Genomic DNA, 19526 nt, shown 5'->3' with positions numbered 1-19526 from the left:
AACAGCGGCTTTTCCATTTGGTGTTACCGCTTTCTTTCGGATGTGGTGCCACACCAACAAGCGAAGCAATTTGTTTATGTGTATATTGACCTAACTCAGGCAACATTGACATCAAAACGGCTATCGTTTGTGTGCCTAACCCTTTGATGTCTTTAAACTTTTTTATTGTATCGTCAAAATGTTTGAGATGCTGTTCGATTTCACTATCCAGCTCATCAATACGCAGGCTGAGATAGTCGATATGCTGCTCAACACTGAGTCGTTGTGTGGAATGAACTTGTTCAAGGCGGTTTTTCTCCGCGGAACGCATTTCAACAAGCTGATTACAGCGTGAAACAAGGGTTTCAAGCTGTTCTTGCTCGGGAGTCGGTGGTATGTAAAGCTGTTGCGCTACATTATCACGCATTGCCAGCATCTGGGCGTAAAAAGCCAACATTTTGGCATCTTTATTATCGGTTTTTGCTAGTGACTGTGACATCGCAAACTGATTGGTTTGTCTCGGGTTGGCAATCACCACTCGAAAGCCTGCGCGGTGGAGTGCTTTAGCTAATGGAAGTTCAAGCCCACCGGTGCTTTCAAGGACAATTAAGTCCACACTGAAACTACGTAAATACTCAATGGTATGCGCAATCCCTTTCGGATTGTTGGTTCGGTCTTTGTTCGTTTTTGTACAGTTTTATGGCGGCTAAAAGCACCAATACTGATACGTTACGTTCTATAATTAGAAGAAAAATTATACTAATAAAGTTAAGAATTTCTGGAACAAAGAAAAATATGTAACTTAGAAAATGTAACAGAATTGATAAGAAATCTAGGACAACCTAATAAAACCCAATAAAAAAACTGTATCCGAAATTAAATCGCATACAGTTTTTACTCTATAATTTAGATTCTAACCAATAAACATAAGATTGCTGTTCAATCTTATTATTTCGCTGGATATTCCCACCAAATATCAAACAGTTGGCTGATTTCAATTTGTTGTAATCCATAGCTTTCTAACCAGTTTTTCACTAGCTCACGGTGGCTTTCATCACATTTTCCGATTTTTTCTAAGCAGACTAAACCTTCCCAATGTAAATAACCGCTACCTTCATAAGCTAAGCCATTTGGGCGAATGACTTCGTTGATAAAACGATCTACAACTTCATCAATTTTATCAATCGGAGTATTTTCTGCGAATTGCCAGTTTACTAAAAAGCCTAATTCTTGGAATTCTGCAAGGTGCATTTTTTTGCGTTGTCTTCTGTTACGTTGAATAGCCATCGTTTTCTCCTCGTATTTCTAGGCTGATATTTATTCAGTTTTAATAAAATATAAATCCCATACGCCGTGTCCCAAGCGATGACCGCGTTGTTCAAACTTAGTCAGTGGGCGGCTTTCAGGGCGTGGAATATAGTCCTTTGTATCAGAAGTATTGCGTAACTGTGGATTGTCTTGCAATACGTCTAACATTTGTTCCGCATAGTTTTCCCAGTCTGTTGCCATATGAATAAAGCCTTGGTTGGCGAGCTTTTGGCAGACAGTTTGCACAAAATGCGGCTGTACAATGCGGCGTTTATGATGCTTCGCTTTATGCCAAGGGTCGGGGAAAAAAAGCTGTAAACCAGCAAGGCTGCCATCGGCAATGCAATCGCGTAAAATTTCTGTGGCATCGTGGCAAATAACGCGTAGATTCTTTACCTTCTTTTCCACAGCATAAGCAATGCACGCACCTACACCGGGGGTATGCACTTCAATTCCTAGATAATTTTTATCTGGATTTTGCTCCGCCATTTCCACTAGGGATTTCCCCATTCCAAAACCAATTTCTAAAATAACAGGCTTGTCGTTGCCATAAATCTTTTTAAAATCAAAAGGTTCAGTTTGATGTGATAAGCCATAAATCGGCCAATATTCGTTCATCATATTACGTTGAAAATCGCTTAATCGCCCTGTACGCAACACGAAACTACGCACTTTACGTTTGTAGCGTCCATCTGCAGTAAATTCAGCGGTTTCAACGGTTTTGCGTTTTTGATCCGCAAAGCTAGTTTGTTGTTCTGTCATTGAAAATCTACTACTCAATATCGTTTATAAAATGAGCTATGCCATTTTTTAAAGGGCTATTCTATGTTTTAGGGCAAGATCGCGCAAGAAAAAAGTGCGGTAAAAAAATGGGAAAATTTCGATCAAAAATAATAAGAAATAAGGGCTTAAAAATGCCCTCTTTACATTTATTCGCTTACGACAATTCGAGCGTTAATTGGTTGTACAGGGCGATTATTATTCCCTAATGTATGTGATAATGATCGAATCTGCTCACTGCTTGCACTGATAGGTTGCTGTAAAACCACCCAATTTACCCCTTCGCTACAAGGCGGCGTGGTGAGCGAGCCATTAAGACGGTAATGTCCTTTACTTCGCGGCAGCAATTTTGTGATGTCTAATGGCTGTGCCAGTGCCATTTTTTCATTAACATTCAAAGGGTTATGCAGTAATTCTTCTAGCACAGAATTTGTTTTTCCTTCTTTCACCATTATCGCCAGCACAGCAAGCTCACCGGTTTCAGATTTATGGACAAAATGGATTTCTACAGGGAAATGCTTACCTTGAAATTGATGTTCACTTGGTGTATGGAAATGAAATTGCTGTAACGTAAAAGTTTTGTCATCAATCTTTAATTGATTATTTGCTGATTGTAGAGAGGCTTGTAAAGTATGTCCATTATTGGCTAGGCTAACGCTGCTTGGCTGATATTGATATTCTACGCTGTTATGCGAGGTTACTGCGTTGGTCAAATTAACAGGCGATTGATTTTTGCCTCGTTCACATAATTGGTAGTCTGCACTTAATTGCCCCCAATGTTGCGGAGCTCCCTCTCCACTATATCCCCAATAGGAATGGGGGTTTGCTTCGTGTGGAGTATGAGCACAACCTGCTAACAATACAGTCAAAAGACTTGGAAATATGAATTTTTTCATTTTTTACCTCAATTTTGATGAATATAAAACCATTTCGATTATACGCTTGATCGATTGTTAAACGCTTATCTATGTCATTTTTAGTTCATCAAAATGGATAAAAACAATCAAAAGAAGTAAGTGCGGTGCTTTTTTCGCAAATTTTAGACAAAAAAATTGGGCAGCTTTTGCCGCCCAACAACTTTATTTAGTATTTAATTTGTTGCTTCACAAATTCTACTAACTGATCTTTGTTGATCATCTGTTTTTCACCTGTTCGGCGATTTTTATATTCAATTTCGCCATTTTGTAGGTTTTTCTCACCGATAACTAACATATGCGGCACACCAATGAGTTCCATATCCGCAAACATTACCCCAGGGCGCTCTTTACGATCATCAAAAATCACTTCAATCCCTTCAGCGCTTAAAGTGCGGTATAAATTTTCGGCAAATTCTTGCACGTTTTCAGATTTGTGCATATTCATCGGCACGATTGCTACAGTAAATGGCGCAATGGCGTCCGTTGGCCAGATAATCCCGCGTTCATCGTGGCTTTGTTCGATCGCTGCGGCAACCACACGGCTCACACCGATACCGTAACAGCCCATAATCATTGTTTGTGGGCGACCATCTTCTCCTTGTACGGTGGCTTTCATTGCTTCAGAATATTTTGTGCCAAGTTGGAAAATATGTCCTACTTCAATACCACGTTTGATTAACAATGAACCTTTGCCGTCAGGGCTTGGATCGCCCTCTACCACATTGCGTAAATCTGCCACTTCTGGCATTGGCACATCACGTTCCCAGTTGATATTGAAATAATGCTTGCCGTCAATGTTTGCACCCGCTGAAAAATCGCTCATTAATGCGACGCTACGATCAATAATGGCTGGGATCGGCAAATTAACAGGCCCAAGAGAGCCAACGCCTGCGCCAATTTTTGCTTTGATTTCCGCTTCATCGGCAAATTCAAGCGGTTCAGCCACTTGCGCTAATTTTTGCGCTTTGATTTCATTCAAATTGTGATCGCCACGAATGATTAACGCAATTAATGGTTGCTCTTCATTTGCGCCTTTTACAATCAAGGTTTTCACGGTTTTTTCTACTGGCACATTGAATTGTTCCACCAATTCGTTAATGGTTTTGGCATTTGGCGTATCCACTAATTCCATTGACTGAGTTGGCGCGCCACGTTCGCCTTGTGCCACCGCTTCGGCAAGTTCAATATTCGCCGCAAAATCGGATTCTGTGGAAAACACAATATCATCTTCACCACTTTGTGCTAACACTTGGAATTCATGGGAAGCGCTGCCACCGATAGAACCAGTATCCGCCTGCACCGCGCGGAAATCTAAACCTAGACGGGTGAAAATATTGCTGTAGGTTTGGTACATTATGTCATAGGTTTCTTGCAAGCTTTCTTTTGTGGTGTGGAAAGAATAGGCATCTTTCATTAAAAATTCACGACCACGCATTACCCCAAACCGTGGGCGCACTTCATCACGGAATTTGGTTTGAATTTGGTATAAATTCAGTGGAAGTTGCTTATAAGAACTCACTTCACGGCGAACTAAATCCGTAATCACTTCTTCGTGTGTTGGACCAAGCACAAAATCACGTTGTCCGCGATCTTGGAAGCGTAATAATTCTGGGCCATATTGCTCCCAGCGTTGCGATTCTTGCCATAATTCAGCCGGTTGAACAACGGGCATTTCCACTTCGATCGCACCGCTTTTATTCATTTCTTCACGCACAATATTTTCTACTTTTTTAAGTACGCGTAAGCCGGTTGGCAACCAGTTATAAAGCCCTGACGCTAAAGGACGCACCATTCCAGCACGCAACATTAATTGATGGCTCACCACCTGTGCATCATTCGGGGTTTCTTTTAAAGTAGCAAATAAATATCGACTCGCTCGCATTGTTGTTTCCTATATTAATTATTTAAGACAAAAATTGGCGTTAGTTTATCATTGAGTAGGGTTCACTCAAAGAAGAAAGGGCTATTTGTGCCAATATTTTCTGGAAAGCCTTGGAAAGCATAAATAAAGGGGCAGTAAATGCTGTGTCTTAGTAAAACTCGTTTTCGCCCGAGCCGACTAAATCGGCAAATTCTTCACTTTGAAAGCCGTGTGAAAGCATATAGCGCCAGATTTTTTGTTTCATTTTGAAATCTTGCTCTTGTGCATAATTGGGGAATTTCTTGCGTAACACGGAATGCGCAATCTCAAACCAATCAATGTCCATTTCTGCTAATACGTCTTCTACGACCTCTGAAGAAATACCTTTAAGTTGAAAAAGCTCTTGTTTAATTCGATTCAGTCCATAGCCTTTTTGTGATCGGTAATGTAAATAATTTTCTGTAAAACGGCGATCACTTTGCCAGTTTTTTTCCTGACAAATTGCTAAAGCCTGTTCAATTTCAGCTTCTGTGAAGGCTTTTTCTTGCATTTTACAACGCAATTCATATTCACTATATTCGCGGCGGGAGAGCAAATTCACCACATAATTTAATGCCAATGATGCCATTTTTTCTCACTGATTCCTAAATTGCTGTTAGAAAAAGTGCGGTCAAAAATTACCGCACTTTTTAGAGATGATTTAATCAAAGGGATTAAAATTCAGAATCCATTTCTGTAATGTCTTCATTTTGATCCGCTTCAATATCGGCAATGAGAGATTTGTCTGGATTTGCTAAAAGCTCTTCGCGTAATTTATTTTCTAATTCTTCGGCTTGTTCAGGGTGTTCTGCCAACCATTTCATTGCATTAGCTTTGCCTTGACCAATTTTTTCACCGTTATAAGAGAACCACGCACCAGATTTATCAACCAATTTATGTTTTACACCCAATTCAATTAATTCGCCGTTGCGTGAAATACCTTCACCGTAAAGAATTTGGAAATCAACTTGACGGAATGGCGGGGCAACTTTGTTTTTCACCACTTTCACACGGGTTTCATTACCGATGATTTCATCGCCGTTTTTCACCGCACCAGTACGACGAATATCTAAGCGCACTGAAGAATAGAATTTCAATGCGTTACCGCCAGTGGTGGTTTCTGGGTTACCAAACATTACGCCAATTTTCATACGAATTTGGTTGATGAAAATCACCAAGCAGTTTGAGTTTTTGATTTGTCCAGTGAGCTTACGCAAGGCTTGTGACATTAAACGCGCTTGCAAACCAACGTGTGCATCCCCCATATCCCCTTCAATTTCTGCTTTTGGTGTAAGCGCGGCTACGGAGTCCACAATCACCACGTCAATCGCACCAGAACGTACCAACGCATCACAAATTTCTAATGCTTCTTCACCGTTGTCAGGCTGAGAAACAAGCAATTCTTTGACATCAACGCCAAGTTTTGCCGCATAAATTGGATCTAAAGCGTGTTCTGCATCAATAAAGGCACAGGTTTTGCCTAATTTTTGTGCTTGCGCGATAACAGAAAGGGTTAATGTGGTTTTCCCTGAAGATTCTGGCCCGTAAATTTCTACTATACGTCCCATTGGCAAACCACCGATCCCTAAGGCAATGTCTAACCCCAGTGAACCTGTAGAAATAGATTCAATATCCAAATCTTGGGTTTCCCCTAATTTCATAATTGAACCTTTACCAAATTGTTTTTCAATTTGACCTAACGCCGCAGCAAGGGCTTTTTGTTTTTCTTCTTGATTGGTAATTTGCACTTTCTCACTTTTTTGCTTTTTTGCTTTTTTGCTTTTTTGCTTTATCTTCTTTCGCCATTTTGTTTGATCCTATAAAAAATGGGAAAGCCCCGTTTGTTTGATGATTTAATTGCTTTGCATAATATAAACTGTATTGATATACAGTATCAAGTGAAATTTTTATCTTTTTTAAATTTTTATAATTTGATTACTCTTATTTACTTCTTTTAGTCCCTATTTTTTGTTCATTACACAGTATCCTACAACAAATTTCTTGCAAATCTCATTCAATTCTTTTTGCTTTACCTCTCTTTTATTCTTGCTATGATTTTTTTGTCTTTAGAAATGAACTATTTTCTAAATTTTGCATAGATATTTAAGGAGAATATTTATGGCGATAGGATTATCATCTGATACGATTCGGATCTTACAAGTTATTGCTAAAACAGGGAGTTTTAGTGAAGCTGCCAAAGTGTTACATCGCGTTCCATCAGCAATTGGATATACAGCAAAGAAGATGGAAGATGATCTTGGCATTAAGTTATTCTCTCGAACTAATGGACATATTCAACTTACCCCAGCAGCAAGATATATTTTAGAAAAGGGAGACTGGATTTTACAAGGATTAAATGAATTAAAATGTAACGCCGCACAAATTGATAATGGCATAGAAAAACAGTTTACAATCGCCCTCAATTACATTGTTAATCCAGATCCAATTCCTAAACTTCTTTCCTCGCTTTCAGAAAAATTTCCAGCCACAGAATTTTCTATCCGTACCGAAGTTTATAACGGTGCTTGGGAGGCATTATATGAAAATAGAGCAAATATTGTGATTGGTGCTCCGCAGAATCCCCCATTTAATCAAGGAAATATCAGTACAGAATATTTAGGAGATATTGAATGGATATTCTTAGTCTCTCCTTGTCATCCTTTGGCAAAAGAAAACTCTATTTTACAAGCTTCTCAACTACGTCACTACCCTGCTATCGTTGTTCACGACTCATCTATAGCGTTACAGCAAAAGAAAACTTGGGCATTGAAAGGGCAAAAAGTTTTTTATGTGGCTGATTTAGAAATGGTACTTTCAATGATTGCTGAAGGGGTTGGTATAGGCTTTTTACCAGCACGAATAGCAATCCCTGCTTTAACCTCAGGCAAAGTGATAACAAAAGTCATTGCTGAGCATAAACAACCTGTGAGGGTTTACTACGCTTGGCAAAATCAACAACAAAGCCAAATTCTGAACTATCTATTACCCATACTCTGTACGGATGAATATCGTTCACAATGGTTAAATTAACTACAAATAAGGAGAAAAAATGAACGTTAAACTATTTACTGCCGCTGCCGAAGGCAATATTGAACAGCTTCGTTTACTACTTGAAAATGGTGCTGATATCAATGCAAGAGATAAAGGAAAACGAACCCCTATACTTATCGCAGCACAAAACAAGCAATATGATGCTGTGCGTTGGTTAGCGTCGAATGGAGCGGATATTAATACTCAAGATAACAAGTGTTTTAACCCTTTTATTCAGGGATGTATTCATAATGACTTAACGCTTGTCAAGCTTATGGTAGAACTAGGCTGTGATTTAACTTGTCTTACGCGATTCGGGGGAAATGGTTTAACCCCAGCGGCCGAAAAAGGACACGAAGAGATTGTACGTTTTCTGTTAGAAAATACGGATATTAATGTCAATCTGACAAATACTGTAGGTTGGACTGCTTTGATAGAAGCTATTATTTTGAATGATGGCGGTGAAAAAATGCAACGGATTGTTCGTTTATTATTAGACCATGATGCTGATCCAACTATGACTGATGAATGGGGGGTATCTCCTTTAGAACTCGCTTATCGTAAAGGCTATCACGAAATTGCGAAAATTATCGAAGAATATTTATAAATAAGGAGACGGCTATGCTACTACTTAATCAGTTAAAACCAAATACATACTTTGATTCCGTTACATTAATGGCAATTTCTACAAAAGTTAATCAATTAGAAGGGGTTATTCAAGCTCAAATTGCGATGGGCACACCAATGAATAAAGCAGTTTTAAAAGAAGCACATTTATTGGATAGCCAGTTAGAAAAAGCTGGGCCTTCAGACTTAATGATTGCATTATCTTTGGAAAAGGGGGCTAGCGAACAGAAAATACTATCAGAAGTTGAAAAATTATTAATTAGAAAGCCTTTTGATGATACACAGGTAGAAAATGATATTTTTCATAGTATTAATTCGGTTAATGAAAAACACCCAGAAACGAATTTAGCCATTATTTCTGTAAATGGTCTTTATGCTGCAAGAGAAGCTGAAAAAGCTTTAAATCTAAATAAAAATGTTATGTTATTTTCTGATAATGTTTCTATAGAGCAAGAATTGAAATTAAAGCAATTAGCTCATCAAAAAGGTTTATTAATGATGGGACCAGATTGTGGTACAGCCATAATTAATGGCGTTGGTTTAGGCTTTGCGAATAAAGTTCGAGGTGGCAATATTGGTATTGTCGCAGCTTCAGGGACTGGAGCTCAAGAAATTTCAGTAAGAATACACGAATTTGGAGGTGGCATTTCCCAATTAATTGGAACAGGAGGAAGAGATCTTAGCGAAGATATTGGGGGCATTATGATGTTAGATGGATTACAAATGCTTGCTGAAGATCCCAATACAGACATTATTATTATCGTATCAAAACCGCCAGCACCTACAATCGCGAGAAAAATCTTATCCACTTGTGAACATATTAATAAACCTATTTTTATTTGGTTTTTAGGCTATAAAGAGGAAACTAAAGCTGCACCGCATATTCATATTTATTCTCATAGCAAACCAGCTGCAATGGCGGCGGTCATTGCCTCTGGTATTCCAGAAGAAAGTATCGATAAACACGCATTAAATTTACCTTTAATTAAAGAGGTACAAAAAAACTTAACCCACAGCAACGCTACATTCGAGGTTTATTTTGTGGTGGAACCTTATGTGATGAAGCCCTATTTTCTGCTTTAGAAAAGTATCCTAACGTTTACTCGAATATTCAAACAAACCCAGCTTATAAATTACAAGCCAGCGATAAATCAATCGAACACACATTTATTGACTTTGGCGATGATTCTTTTACCAATGGTAAAGCACATCCAATGATTGATCCAAGCTATCGCATAGAACGAATTTTACAAGAGGGACGTGATCCTGAGGTTGGTGTTTTATTGCTTGATTTTGTTCTAGGCTTTGGTGCAAATCCTGATCCTATAGCAGAAACATTGCCTGCACTTCTACAAGTAAAAAGAGAAGCACAACAATCAGGACGGCATTTGGAAATCTTAGCTTATGTATTAGGAACTGAATTAGATCAGCCTTCTGTACAGAACCAGGTTGCACAACTTGAAGCGGCTGGCATTACTATCGCCTCTAGCTCAACTAACGCTGGTTTGTTAGCTAGGGAATTTGTAGCAAAAGGAGAATAATAATGAGTAACTTATTTAATCAACCATTAAATATTATCAATATAGGATTAGCACGTTTTGCTGAAGATTTAATAAAGCAATCAGCTAAGGTATATCAACTAGACTGGCAACCAGCAGGTGGGGGAAACTTACCATTAATTGAAACATTAACCTATTTAGAACAAACAGAAATTGCACAAAAAATAGATCTTGCAAATCAAGAAGCTTTTCAACGCATAACACAAGCAAGTCCCGTTTTAATTGGCTATGGAAAAGCCAAAGAGGTAATTCCTGGAATGCAAGACAAAATGCTTTTGCACGCAGGTCCTCCTATTAACTGGGAAAAAATGAATGGTCCTATGCGTGGTGCAATTACAGGTGCGATCGTCTTTGAAGGATGGGCTAAAAATCTTACTCAAGCTGAAGAGCTTGCTGCAAGTGGTGAAATAAAATTCTCACCTTGCCACGAACATCAAGCTGTTGGTTCAATGACAGGCGTAACTAGCCCATCAATGTATGTACATATTGTTGAAAATAAAACTCACGGTAATTTCGCATTTACTAATTTATCAGAACAACTGGCGAAAATCTTAAGAATGGGTGCGAATGATCAAAGTGTTATTGATCGCTTAAACTGGATGCGAGATATTCTTGGTCCGATGTTGGCAGAGGCGATGACATTTTGTGATGATGGGATTGATTTACGACTTATGCTTTCTCAGGCTTTGCATATGGGAGATGAATGTCATAACCGTAATATCGCTGGTACAGTGCTATTAAATCAAAAACTCACCCCCTATATTTTAGAAACTCATTTTAGTAACAAAGATAAAAAAGACGTTTTTAATTTTATCGCGTCATCAGACTATTTTTCAGGCCCAACTTGGATGGTGTGTTGTAAAGCGGCATTAGATGCAGCTCAAGGCATTCCTTATTCAACAGTCCTGACAACAATGGCAAGAAATGGCACGGAATTTGGTATTCGTGTTGCTGGATTGCAAAATCAATGGTTTACAGGGCCAGCTCAACAAGTTATAGGCCCAATGTTTGCGGGGTACAAACCCGAAGATTCAGGTTTAGATGTTGGTGACTCTGCAATTACAGAAACCTATGGAATAGGTGGCTTTGCTATGGCTGCGGCTCCTGCGATTGTATCTTTAGTAGGTGGAACGGTTAAAGATGCTATACGTTATAGTAAAACAATGAATCAGATTACGGTTGGAAACAATCCAAATATTACTATCCCTTCACTCAATTTTATGGGAATACCTACAGGGATTGATATTAGAAAAGTGGTGGAAAATAACCTATTACCCGTCATTAATACGGCAATAGCCCATAAAGATGCTGGTATCGGAATGATTGGAGCTGGAATTGTTCATCCGCCAATGGAGGCATTTCAAAAAGCCTTATTTGCCTTTGGTCAAACTTACGCAAAATAAAGGAGAGACGATATGAAAACGCAATTTTGGAAAAAAGGAGATTGGGCTGCCTTTTTTGGCTTATTTAGTAATAATCTTACCAATCTTCTTACGATGATTGCTTTACTTACTTTAGTTGTAGGTATTCCTTCAGAAATTGTTTTCGGCCGCGTTGTTCCTGCATTTGGTTTAGCTGTTCTTTGTGCTAGTATTTGTTATGTTATTTTTGCAAAAATATTAGCAAAACAGAGCAATCGGTCTGATGTTGTTGCCTTACCTTCGGGACCTAGTGCCCCCTCTATATTTACTGTCACTTTCTTAGTCCTTTTACCTGTTTATCAACAAACTCAAGACTATGAACTAGCATTAAAAATTGGTTTAGTGTGGGGATTTGTCGAAGGATTTATTCTCTTTGTTGGATCATTTATGGGAGACTGGTTAAGAAAAGCCGTTCCAAGAACTGTCTTACTTTCTTGTTTAGCTGGGTTAGGTTTATTGCTATTAGCAATGAATCCTATGCTGCAAGCATTTCATACACCTCTTGTCTCATTCGTTGTACTCGTTTTGATTTTTATCAATTGGTTTGGACGTTCACCCATCTTCAAACAAGTTCCAACAGGGTTACTCTTATTAATTGTTGGCACAACTTTAGCTTGGCTTTTTGGATTACAAGATCCAAGCAAAATTGGACAAGCCTTACACAGTGCGGGATTTAATCCACCAAAACTGCATCTATCTTCTTTTATTGAGGGATTAAGTATCGCCGCACCTTACCTAGCTTCGGCAGTTCCTTTAGCACTGGCAAATTATGTCTTCGACTTAGAGAATATCGAAAGTGCTCACGCTGCTGGTGACCCTTACCCAACTAGACGCGTAATGATTGCCAATGGTTGCTCAACAATGTTTGGCGCATTAATGGGAAATCCTTTCCCTGTTACCGTTTATGTTGGACATACAGCTTATAAAGAAATGGGGGCGGGTATTGGATATACTTTAGCAACAGGTATTGTTATGTTCCTCGTCTGCCTATTAGGATTAGGAGGTTTTTTACTCTCACTTATCCCGATGGCAGCGATCGCTCCTATTTTGATTTTTATTGGTATTGTTACAGCTAATCAAGTAGTAAGGGAAACTCCGAAATTAGAAGTCCCCGTGATTTTTGTATGTCTTTTTCCTTGGATTGGTGCTTGGGCATTGACAACCGTTAATAATACACTCAAAAGTGTTGGTACCAATGCTAATCAATTAGGTTGGTCAATCTTAGAAAAGAGCGGTGTAGATTTTACAGGATTATTTCATTTAGGTAGTGGGGCCCCCCTGTCATCTTTACTTTGGGGTTGTATTGCTATTTTTGCGATAACTAATCAACCAACAAAAGGTGCAATTAGTGCTGGTTTAGCTGCTATATTGGCATTTTTTGGTATTATCCATCAGGCCCACCCAGTTATTGGTGGTGATTCTCCTACGATATTCCTAATTTCCTATATAATGATTGCAGGATTATTTATTCTAAAATATCTATTAGATAGAAGAGAACAACCCATAGCAAATTAATTACTTTAACGTGATCTAATTGGTGAAAGAATTAGATCACGTATTTCACCCCACCTCCTTTATTTTCAATGCTATACTAAAAAAGAATTAGAAAAGGAGAACAGTATGCCCCTATCCCCCGATGTTTTAAAACTCATTCATACTATTGCGGAAACAGGAAATTTCTCCATTGCAGCAGAAAAATTATACAAAGTGCCTTCCGCAATTAGTTACACCATTAAAAAAGTTGAAGACGAACTCGGCGTTATTCTTTTTGATCGTTCAGGAAGGCAAGTCAAGCTTACTGAAGCGGGGAAATATTTTATTTGCCATAGCCAATGGTTACTACATTCTTATGAACATTTAATCACACAGACTAGAACCATTGAAAATGGCGTTGAACGGACGTTTACTATTGTGGTAAACAATATTATTAACTACGATGCTCTTGCAAAATTAACCGAAAAAATAACCGCACTTTTTCCAGCAACAGAACTTTCAATCCATACCGAAGTTTATAACGGGTGTTGGGAAGCCTTATATAAGAAAAAAGCCGATCTTGTTATTGGAGCACCACATACAGCCCCCAAAATCGAAAATATCGTTTATCATCCAATTGGAAAAATAGAATGGGATTTTGTAGTAGCTCCTCATCACCCTCTTGCCCCGTTCACAACGGTGCTGACTTCAGAACAATTACGTTTATATCCAGCTATCGTGGTAAAAGATACTGCTTTTAATATGAATAAGCAGGTTTCTTGGGCATTAGAAGGGCAGAAAGTGATTTACGTTTCCGAACTTTCAACGGCAATTAACCTTATTATTGCGGGATTAGGAATAGGATACATCCCTCATCATCGAGTAAAACTATTACTTGATCAAGGAAAAGTATTAAAAAACCAATTTCAGAACAAAAACAACCTACACAATTATTTTATGCTTGGAATAGTAGTGTACAAGGAAAAGTATTAACTTGGTGTCTAGATTATATTATGCAACCTCATATACAAAACATTTGGTGCCAGTAATTTTTTAATTAATAAATTTTGAATTTATTATTCAATTCTTTTGAATCATAAAAATATCTTGTGATTTCGTTCACAAAATATTTTTTTACTGCCGTCATATCACGCTATTTTCAATAAATTTCCCTTTAATTCATCAATTTATTTTTCTATGATTAAGGAGGTTTTCTTTATATTATCCCTTCAAGAAAAATAAATTGTTATCAACAAAAGGAGATATTCATTATGTTAAAACAATTCCAAGCTGAACCTTTCCCACTATCCTTTAATCCTCAAACAACAGCATTATTAATGATCGATATGCAACGCGATTTTGTTGAGCCAGGTGGATTTGGAGAAGCCTTAGGTAATGATGTCAATCTCGTTCGTTCAGCAATTCAACCTTGTAAAAGGATGTTATCTGCCGCTCGTCAAGCTGGGATATTTATTCTCCACACTCGTGAAGGGCATCGTGCTGATTTAAGTGATTGTCCTCCAGCAAAATTAACACGGGGCGGGAAAACCTTTATTGGCGAATGTGGACCAAAAGGGCGTATTCTTATTCGTGGAGAAGAAGGACACGATATTATTCCTGAACTCTATCCTATTGCAGGAGAGCCGATCATAGATAAACCAGGGAAAGGTGCATTTTATCAAACCGATCTACACTTAATCTTACAAAATCGTGGAATTAAAACACTTATTGTCTGTGGAGTAACCACCGAAGTTTGCGTAAACACGACGGTTCGCGAAGCAAATGATCGCGGTTATGAATGTATTATTCCTGAAGATTGTGTTGGCTCATATTTCCCTGAGTTTCAAGAATATGCACTGAAAATGATCAAAGCACAAGGGGCTATTTTCGGTTGGGTTTCAACATCAACAGAGATTATCAACGCATTAATGTCATAGGTGAGAAGATGGCTATCCAATATTCAATATTACCGAATCTTTACCAAGATTCCGTTTCTTTAATGCAAATTTCTGCCAAACTTTTACAAATAGAAGGAATTACGCAAGCTTCAGTAGTAATGGGGACACCCGCAAATTTGGCCCGTTTATTAGAAGCTGAATTTCCACCAATTAATGCAAAGCCCAATGACTTGATCATCGCAGTGAAAGGAAGGAAAGAGGAATGTGAAAAAGCAATTAATTTTGCCAAACAATCATTTTTTTCTTGCTCAGAAAAAACAACAAATAGTGCAAAGACACAAATAGTAAGCCTGTCAAATGCGGTGGAAAAAAACACCGCACTTAATTTAGCACTTATTTCTGTACCCGGTGAATATGCTGCAGCTGAGGCGATTAAAGCCCTCAATACTGGATTAAACGTTATGCTTTTTAGCGATAATGTTTCTCTTCAAGAAGAAAAACAGATAAAAAGGCTTGCACAACAAAAAGACAGATTGGTTATGGGACCAGATTGTGGTACAGCAATAATCAATGGCATCCCGCTAGGTTTTGCCAATATTGTTCGTAAAGGTCATATTGGTATTGTTGCTGCCTCAGGCACTGGGCTACAAGAAGTCACCTGTGGTATTGATAAACTTGGCGAAGGAATATCTCAAGCAATAGGTACAGGAGGGCAAGATTTGCACCAAGAAATTGGTGGACTTTCGATGCAATATGCAATGAACTTATTAGCACGGGATAGCTATACAGAAGTCATAGTATTGATCTCTAAACCACCTGCATCAGATATTGCAAATGTAATAAAAAAACAAGCAGAACAGATAAACAAGCCTGTTGTGATCCATTTCTTAGGACAAAGCCCTGATGCTAATAGTGGGAGTAATCTTTATTATGCTGAAACCCTAGCACATACAGCAGAAGTTGCGGTTGCTTTGTTAAGAAAACAACGTATTCCCTCTTATATCCCACCTAGTTTTCCAACGTATCAATATTCCTTAAAAAGAGAGCAAAAATATTTACGTGGTGTTTTCTCTGGCGGTACATTTTGTTTTGAAGCTCAACAAATTCTGCATAAAGCTGGGTTACCTTTGTATTCCAATATACCTATTGATGAAGCAACGATGTTGAAAGAGATAAATAGAAGTACACAACATACATTATTAGATCTTGGTGATGATTTCTTTACTCAAGGAAAACCTCATCCAATGATTGATCCAACGTTACGCAATCAACGCCTTTTACAAGAAGGTATGGATCCCGAAGTCGCGGTACTCCTTTTTGATCTCATTTTAGGCTATGGCTCAAATCTGAATCCAATGGAAACATTACTACCTATTCTTCAAAAAATTCGGCAACAGAACTCACCACCTTATCTCATTGCTCATATTTGTGGTACAGCTCAAGATGTCCAAGATAAATTCTTGATCCAAAAACAATTACAAGATATGGGCGTGCTTATTGCAAACAATAATGCAGAATCTGCTTATATGGCATTAGAAATCTTGCAAAGGAGAAATATCAATGAATAATCTTTTTCAGCAGCCTCTTTCAATCATTAATATTGGATTAGAAAACTTTGCACAAAATATTCAACAAGCTGGGGGAACAGTTCAGAACTTACATTGGCAACCTCCAGCTCAGGGAGATAAGCAAGCAGGATTAACTTTAGCAACGTTGATTAATTGCTCAGAAATCAATCAAGCCAATCAAATTGCACTCTCTCGTTATTTAGCTTCACAGCCTGTTTTAGTCGATATTTTACCAGCGGGAAAAGCAATTCCGCAGTTAATAGAGAAAAAGCGTATCCTCCATGCAGGTCCCCCTATACAATGGAATGCGATGTGTGGTCCAATGCAAGGTGCAATTATCGGAGCGATTTTATTTGAGGGATGGGCTAACACAAAAGAAGCTGCTAAATCACTGATTGAGCAAGGAGAAATTGTTTTTGAACCTTGCCATCACTATGACGCAGTTGCTCCAATGGCAGGAATTATTAGTCCTTCTATGCCTGTATGGGTTATCGAGGATATGGCACATAATCATCACCGCTGTTTTAGTAATTTTAATGAGGGATTGGGTAAAGTATTACGTTTTGGTGCTAATAATCCAGACGTGATAACACGATTAAACTGGATGAAAACGGAACTTGCCGAAACATTATCTGCCACACTTAAGTTAAGTGGTCCCATTGAGTTGAAACCTATAATGGCACAAGCTTTACATATGGGGGATGAAGTTCATAATCGTAATGCTGCAGCAACAGGATTATTTCTTAAAAAAATCCTACCGTTCTTACTTAAAATTAACCAACCTTTAGAACACATTGAACGTACTATCCAATTTATCACTAATAATGATCATTTTTTCCTCAACTTATCAATGGCAGCTTGTAAAACAATGTTGGTAGCAGCAGAAGGCATACCTCACAGCACAATGGTAACCGTAATGGCAAGAAATGGTGTTAATTTTGGTATCCAAATTTCGTCAATGAAGGGACAATGGTTTCAAGCTCCAGCAAATTCAGTCAATGGATTATTTTTCCCTAATTTTGATATAAACGATGCTGCCGCAGATCTTGGTGATAGTGCAATAACCGAAACTGCAGGCGTAGGAGGCTTTGCAATGGCATCCTCCCCAGCTATTGTCAAATTTGTAGGAGGAAGCACAAATGACGCACTTAATAATAGTGTGATGATGCAAAGCATTAGCTTAGGGCAAAATCCCGCATTTACCTTACCAACATTAAACTTCATACCAACCGCAGCAGGTATTGACATTCGAAAAGTGGTAGATACGGGAATTCTACCTATTATAAATACAGGCATTGCACACAAATTGGCAGGTATAGGGCAAATCGGTGCTGGAATTACAACTGCACCAATGCAATGTTTCACCCAAGCTTTAAATGCGTTTTATCAAAACTACTCTACTTATAGTGAATAAGGAGGCCAAAATGTGTGAACAAATTTTATTTGCAGTAAATGGAACATTAATGCGAGGGTTAGAGCTTAATCATAATTTACTTAATGTTGGAGCTCAATTTATACGTGAAGATAAAACTGATGAATACTATCGTTTATGGTCAATCAACGATATTCATCCAGCAATGCAAAGAACAACTCAAAAAGCTTATGCTGTTGAGCTTGAAATTTGGGCAATAAATCCAACCGCACTTGCTACTATTCTATTAAATGAGCCAAACGGATTAACCATAGGCAAAGTACACTTAGCTAATGGGGATCAAGTGTTAGGTGTTTTAGGTGAGAATTGGCTTACCCAAGGACAAATCGAGATTAGCCATATGGGAGGTTGGCGTTATTATCAGAATCAACATAAGGAGAAACACAATGGCTAACAAAAAGTGTTCTAATCCCACATCTTATGCCTCAGCTATTCAAATCTCAATGATTTTGCTGGGAATTCTAATTACGCCTGTATTATTAGCTTCTTCAAGTCTAGGGAGCCAACTCCCTTTTTCTAAAATGCTATTTGCTATTATTGTAGGAAGTTCAATATTAACATTGCTCGCAATAATCAATATGTCAATAGGTGTTAAAGCTCGCTTGCCCACTTACGGAATTATTAAATTTACTTTCGGTTCTCAAGGTGCGACTGCGATCAATATGTTAATGGCAATCAGTTTATTAGGTTGGATTATTGTTACGGCTAATATGTTTGGACATACCGTACAAGATTTTCTATTTACTCAATTTAATTTATATGTTCCTTTACCTATAATTGTTGTGTTTGGTTGTTTAATTTTCGTAAGTGCAACTACATTTGGTTTTGATTTTCTTAGCAAAGTTGCTCAATGGGCTGTTCCAATTATAGCTATGCTAATGTTTTTTATTCTATATCTTACTTTAAAAAGCAAGTTTTCTATAAATACAGCACTACACACAATGAATATTGGTGCAGCAATTTCTTCTGTTGTAGGAACAATTATTGTTTTAGTTACTACTTCTGTTGATTTTGGTAGTTTTACGCAAAATAAAAAACAAGCTATTACTGCTGGTATTTTAACCTTTAGTATTGCTTATCCTTTCCTTTTTATCATTGGTGCAACACCAAGTTCATTAACAGGAAAAAATACATTACTTGATGCAATGCTAATTATTGGTAGTTTATTACCAGCTTATATTGTACTTATATTTGCTTGCATAACAGGAAATGCTGGGAATATGTTTCAAGGAACATTAGTTTTTTCTACACTGTTCCCTCAGTTGAAAAAATGGAAAATTACAATTGTATTAGGTATCATTACCGCATTGATTGGTAGTATAGATATAATGGCTTTATTTATTCCATTTTTATTATTTCTTGGTATAACAACGCCTCCTATTTGTGGAATTTATATTACAGACTACTTTATAAATAGGAAAATGGGCTATGATGAGAATAGTATTAAAAACGAAGCGAAAGTTAAATATCCTGCATTTTTTGCTTGGCTTATTGGATCCCTAATAGGGTTTCTCACCGTAAAAGGCTTTTTTACATTAACTTTTATTCCATCTATTGATTCTATTTTGATGGCTTCACTATGTTATTTGTTACTCACAAAATATTCTAAAATATAATAATCAAAAGGTTTCGTA

General features: G+C 37.8%; 18 protein-coding genes and 1 pseudogene. 12 read left to right on the top strand and 7 right to left on the bottom strand.

Annotation, left to right across the window (positions count from 1 at the left end; all coding sequences use genetic code 11):
• The 7 genes and pseudogenes from C3007_RS10305 to recA form a co-directional block, all read right to left on the bottom strand.
• Window positions 1-658: pseudogene (locus tag C3007_RS10305) on the bottom strand (IS110 family transposase); the annotation flags it as partial.
• 269 nt (window positions 659-927) lie between these two features.
• Window positions 928-1266 carry a YggL family protein gene (locus tag C3007_RS10300; protein WP_103854339.1) on the bottom strand — a complete coding sequence of 113 codons (339 nt, stop codon included), beginning with the start codon at window positions 1264-1266 and terminating at the stop codon, window positions 928-930.
• A 30-nt stretch (window positions 1267-1296) separates the two neighbouring features.
• A complete protein-coding gene (gene trmB, locus C3007_RS10295) occupies window positions 1297-2049 on the bottom strand; it encodes a tRNA (guanosine(46)-N7)-methyltransferase TrmB (protein WP_103854338.1) in 753 nt (250 codons plus the stop codon).
• Between the two features lie 167 nt (window positions 2050-2216).
• On the bottom strand, window positions 2217-2963 hold the full coding sequence (locus C3007_RS10290) for a carbonic anhydrase (RefSeq protein WP_103854337.1): 747 nt from the start codon (window positions 2961-2963) through the stop codon (window positions 2217-2219).
• A gap of 187 nt (window positions 2964-3150) precedes the next feature.
• Window positions 3151-4866, bottom strand: a complete 1716-nt coding sequence (gene proS / locus C3007_RS10285) for a proline--tRNA ligase (protein ID WP_103854336.1) — start codon at window positions 4864-4866, stop codon at window positions 3151-3153.
• A 148-nt stretch (window positions 4867-5014) separates the two neighbouring features.
• Window positions 5015-5473, bottom strand: coding sequence for a recombination regulator RecX (gene recX / locus C3007_RS10280; RefSeq protein WP_103854335.1), 459 nt, complete (start codon window positions 5471-5473; stop codon window positions 5015-5017).
• An 85-nt stretch (window positions 5474-5558) separates the two neighbouring features.
• Window positions 5559-6626, bottom strand: coding sequence for a recombinase RecA (gene recA / locus C3007_RS10275; protein WP_103854341.1), 1068 nt, complete (start codon window positions 6624-6626; stop codon window positions 5559-5561).
• Window positions 6627-7002: 376 nt separating this feature from the next.
• On the opposite strand from recA, the gene C3007_RS10270 reads away from it, so the two are divergent.
• From C3007_RS10270 to C3007_RS10220, 12 genes are all read left to right on the top strand, one after another.
• On the top strand, window positions 7003-7914 hold the full coding sequence (locus tag C3007_RS10270) for a LysR substrate-binding domain-containing protein (RefSeq protein WP_103854334.1): 912 nt from the start codon (window positions 7003-7005) through the stop codon (window positions 7912-7914).
• Window positions 7915-7933: 19 nt separating this feature from the next.
• The gene (locus tag C3007_RS10265; protein ID WP_017805451.1) at window positions 7934-8521 is read left to right on the top strand and encodes an ankyrin repeat domain-containing protein; all 588 of its coding nucleotides are present in this window, start codon (window positions 7934-7936) and stop codon (window positions 8519-8521) included.
• 14 nt (window positions 8522-8535) lie between these two features.
• Window positions 8536-9624 (top strand): hypothetical protein, encoded by a 1089-nt coding sequence (locus C3007_RS10260; RefSeq protein ID WP_207763700.1) that lies wholly within the window; start codon window positions 8536-8538, stop codon window positions 9622-9624.
• Complete coding sequence (locus C3007_RS11650) at window positions 9567-10082, top strand: hypothetical protein (RefSeq protein ID WP_207763701.1); 516 nt, start codon at window positions 9567-9569, stop codon at window positions 10080-10082. The genes C3007_RS10260 and C3007_RS11650 overlap by 58 nt, the downstream gene beginning before the upstream one ends.
• Window positions 10083-10084: 2 nt before the next feature.
• Window positions 10085-11503, top strand: a complete 1419-nt coding sequence (locus tag C3007_RS10255; RefSeq protein WP_103854333.1) for a YlbE family protein — start codon at window positions 10085-10087, stop codon at window positions 11501-11503.
• A 12-nt stretch (window positions 11504-11515) separates the two neighbouring features.
• Complete coding sequence (locus C3007_RS10250; RefSeq protein WP_035687892.1) at window positions 11516-13036, top strand: xanthine permease; 1521 nt, start codon at window positions 11516-11518, stop codon at window positions 13034-13036.
• 105 nt (window positions 13037-13141) lie between these two features.
• Window positions 13142-13987 carry a LysR substrate-binding domain-containing protein gene (locus C3007_RS10245; RefSeq protein WP_243397693.1) on the top strand — a complete coding sequence of 282 codons (846 nt, stop codon included), beginning with the start codon at window positions 13142-13144 and terminating at the stop codon, window positions 13985-13987.
• Window positions 13988-14265: 278 nt separating this feature from the next.
• Window positions 14266-14931: a cysteine hydrolase family protein gene (locus tag C3007_RS10240; protein ID WP_039096643.1), complete on the top strand. Its 666-nt coding sequence runs from the start codon at window positions 14266-14268 to the stop codon at window positions 14929-14931.
• Window positions 14932-14939: 8 nt separating this feature from the next.
• Window positions 14940-16460, top strand: a complete 1521-nt coding sequence (gene fdrA, locus C3007_RS10235; RefSeq protein WP_103854332.1) for an acyl-CoA synthetase FdrA — start codon at window positions 14940-14942, stop codon at window positions 16458-16460.
• Window positions 16453-17874: a YlbE family protein gene (locus C3007_RS10230; protein WP_103854331.1), complete on the top strand. Its 1422-nt coding sequence runs from the start codon at window positions 16453-16455 to the stop codon at window positions 17872-17874. Before fdrA ends, C3007_RS10230 begins: the two co-directional genes overlap by 8 nt.
• Before the next feature lie 10 nt (window positions 17875-17884).
• Complete coding sequence (locus C3007_RS10225) at window positions 17885-18286, top strand: allophanate hydrolase-related protein (protein WP_035687879.1); 402 nt, start codon at window positions 17885-17887, stop codon at window positions 18284-18286.
• Window positions 18279-19508, top strand: coding sequence for a cytosine permease (locus C3007_RS10220; protein WP_039151237.1), 1230 nt, complete (start codon window positions 18279-18281; stop codon window positions 19506-19508). Before C3007_RS10225 ends, C3007_RS10220 begins: the two co-directional genes overlap by 8 nt.
• Window positions 19509-19526: the final 18 nt, after the last annotated feature.

The sequence above is a fragment of the Avibacterium gallinarum genome (assembly GCF_002921135.1).
Taxonomy (GTDB): domain Bacteria; phylum Pseudomonadota; class Gammaproteobacteria; order Enterobacterales; family Pasteurellaceae; genus Avibacterium; species Avibacterium gallinarum.
Note: the sequence above shows the minus strand (reverse complement) of the source record. Positions and strands in the feature narration are given on the sequence as shown.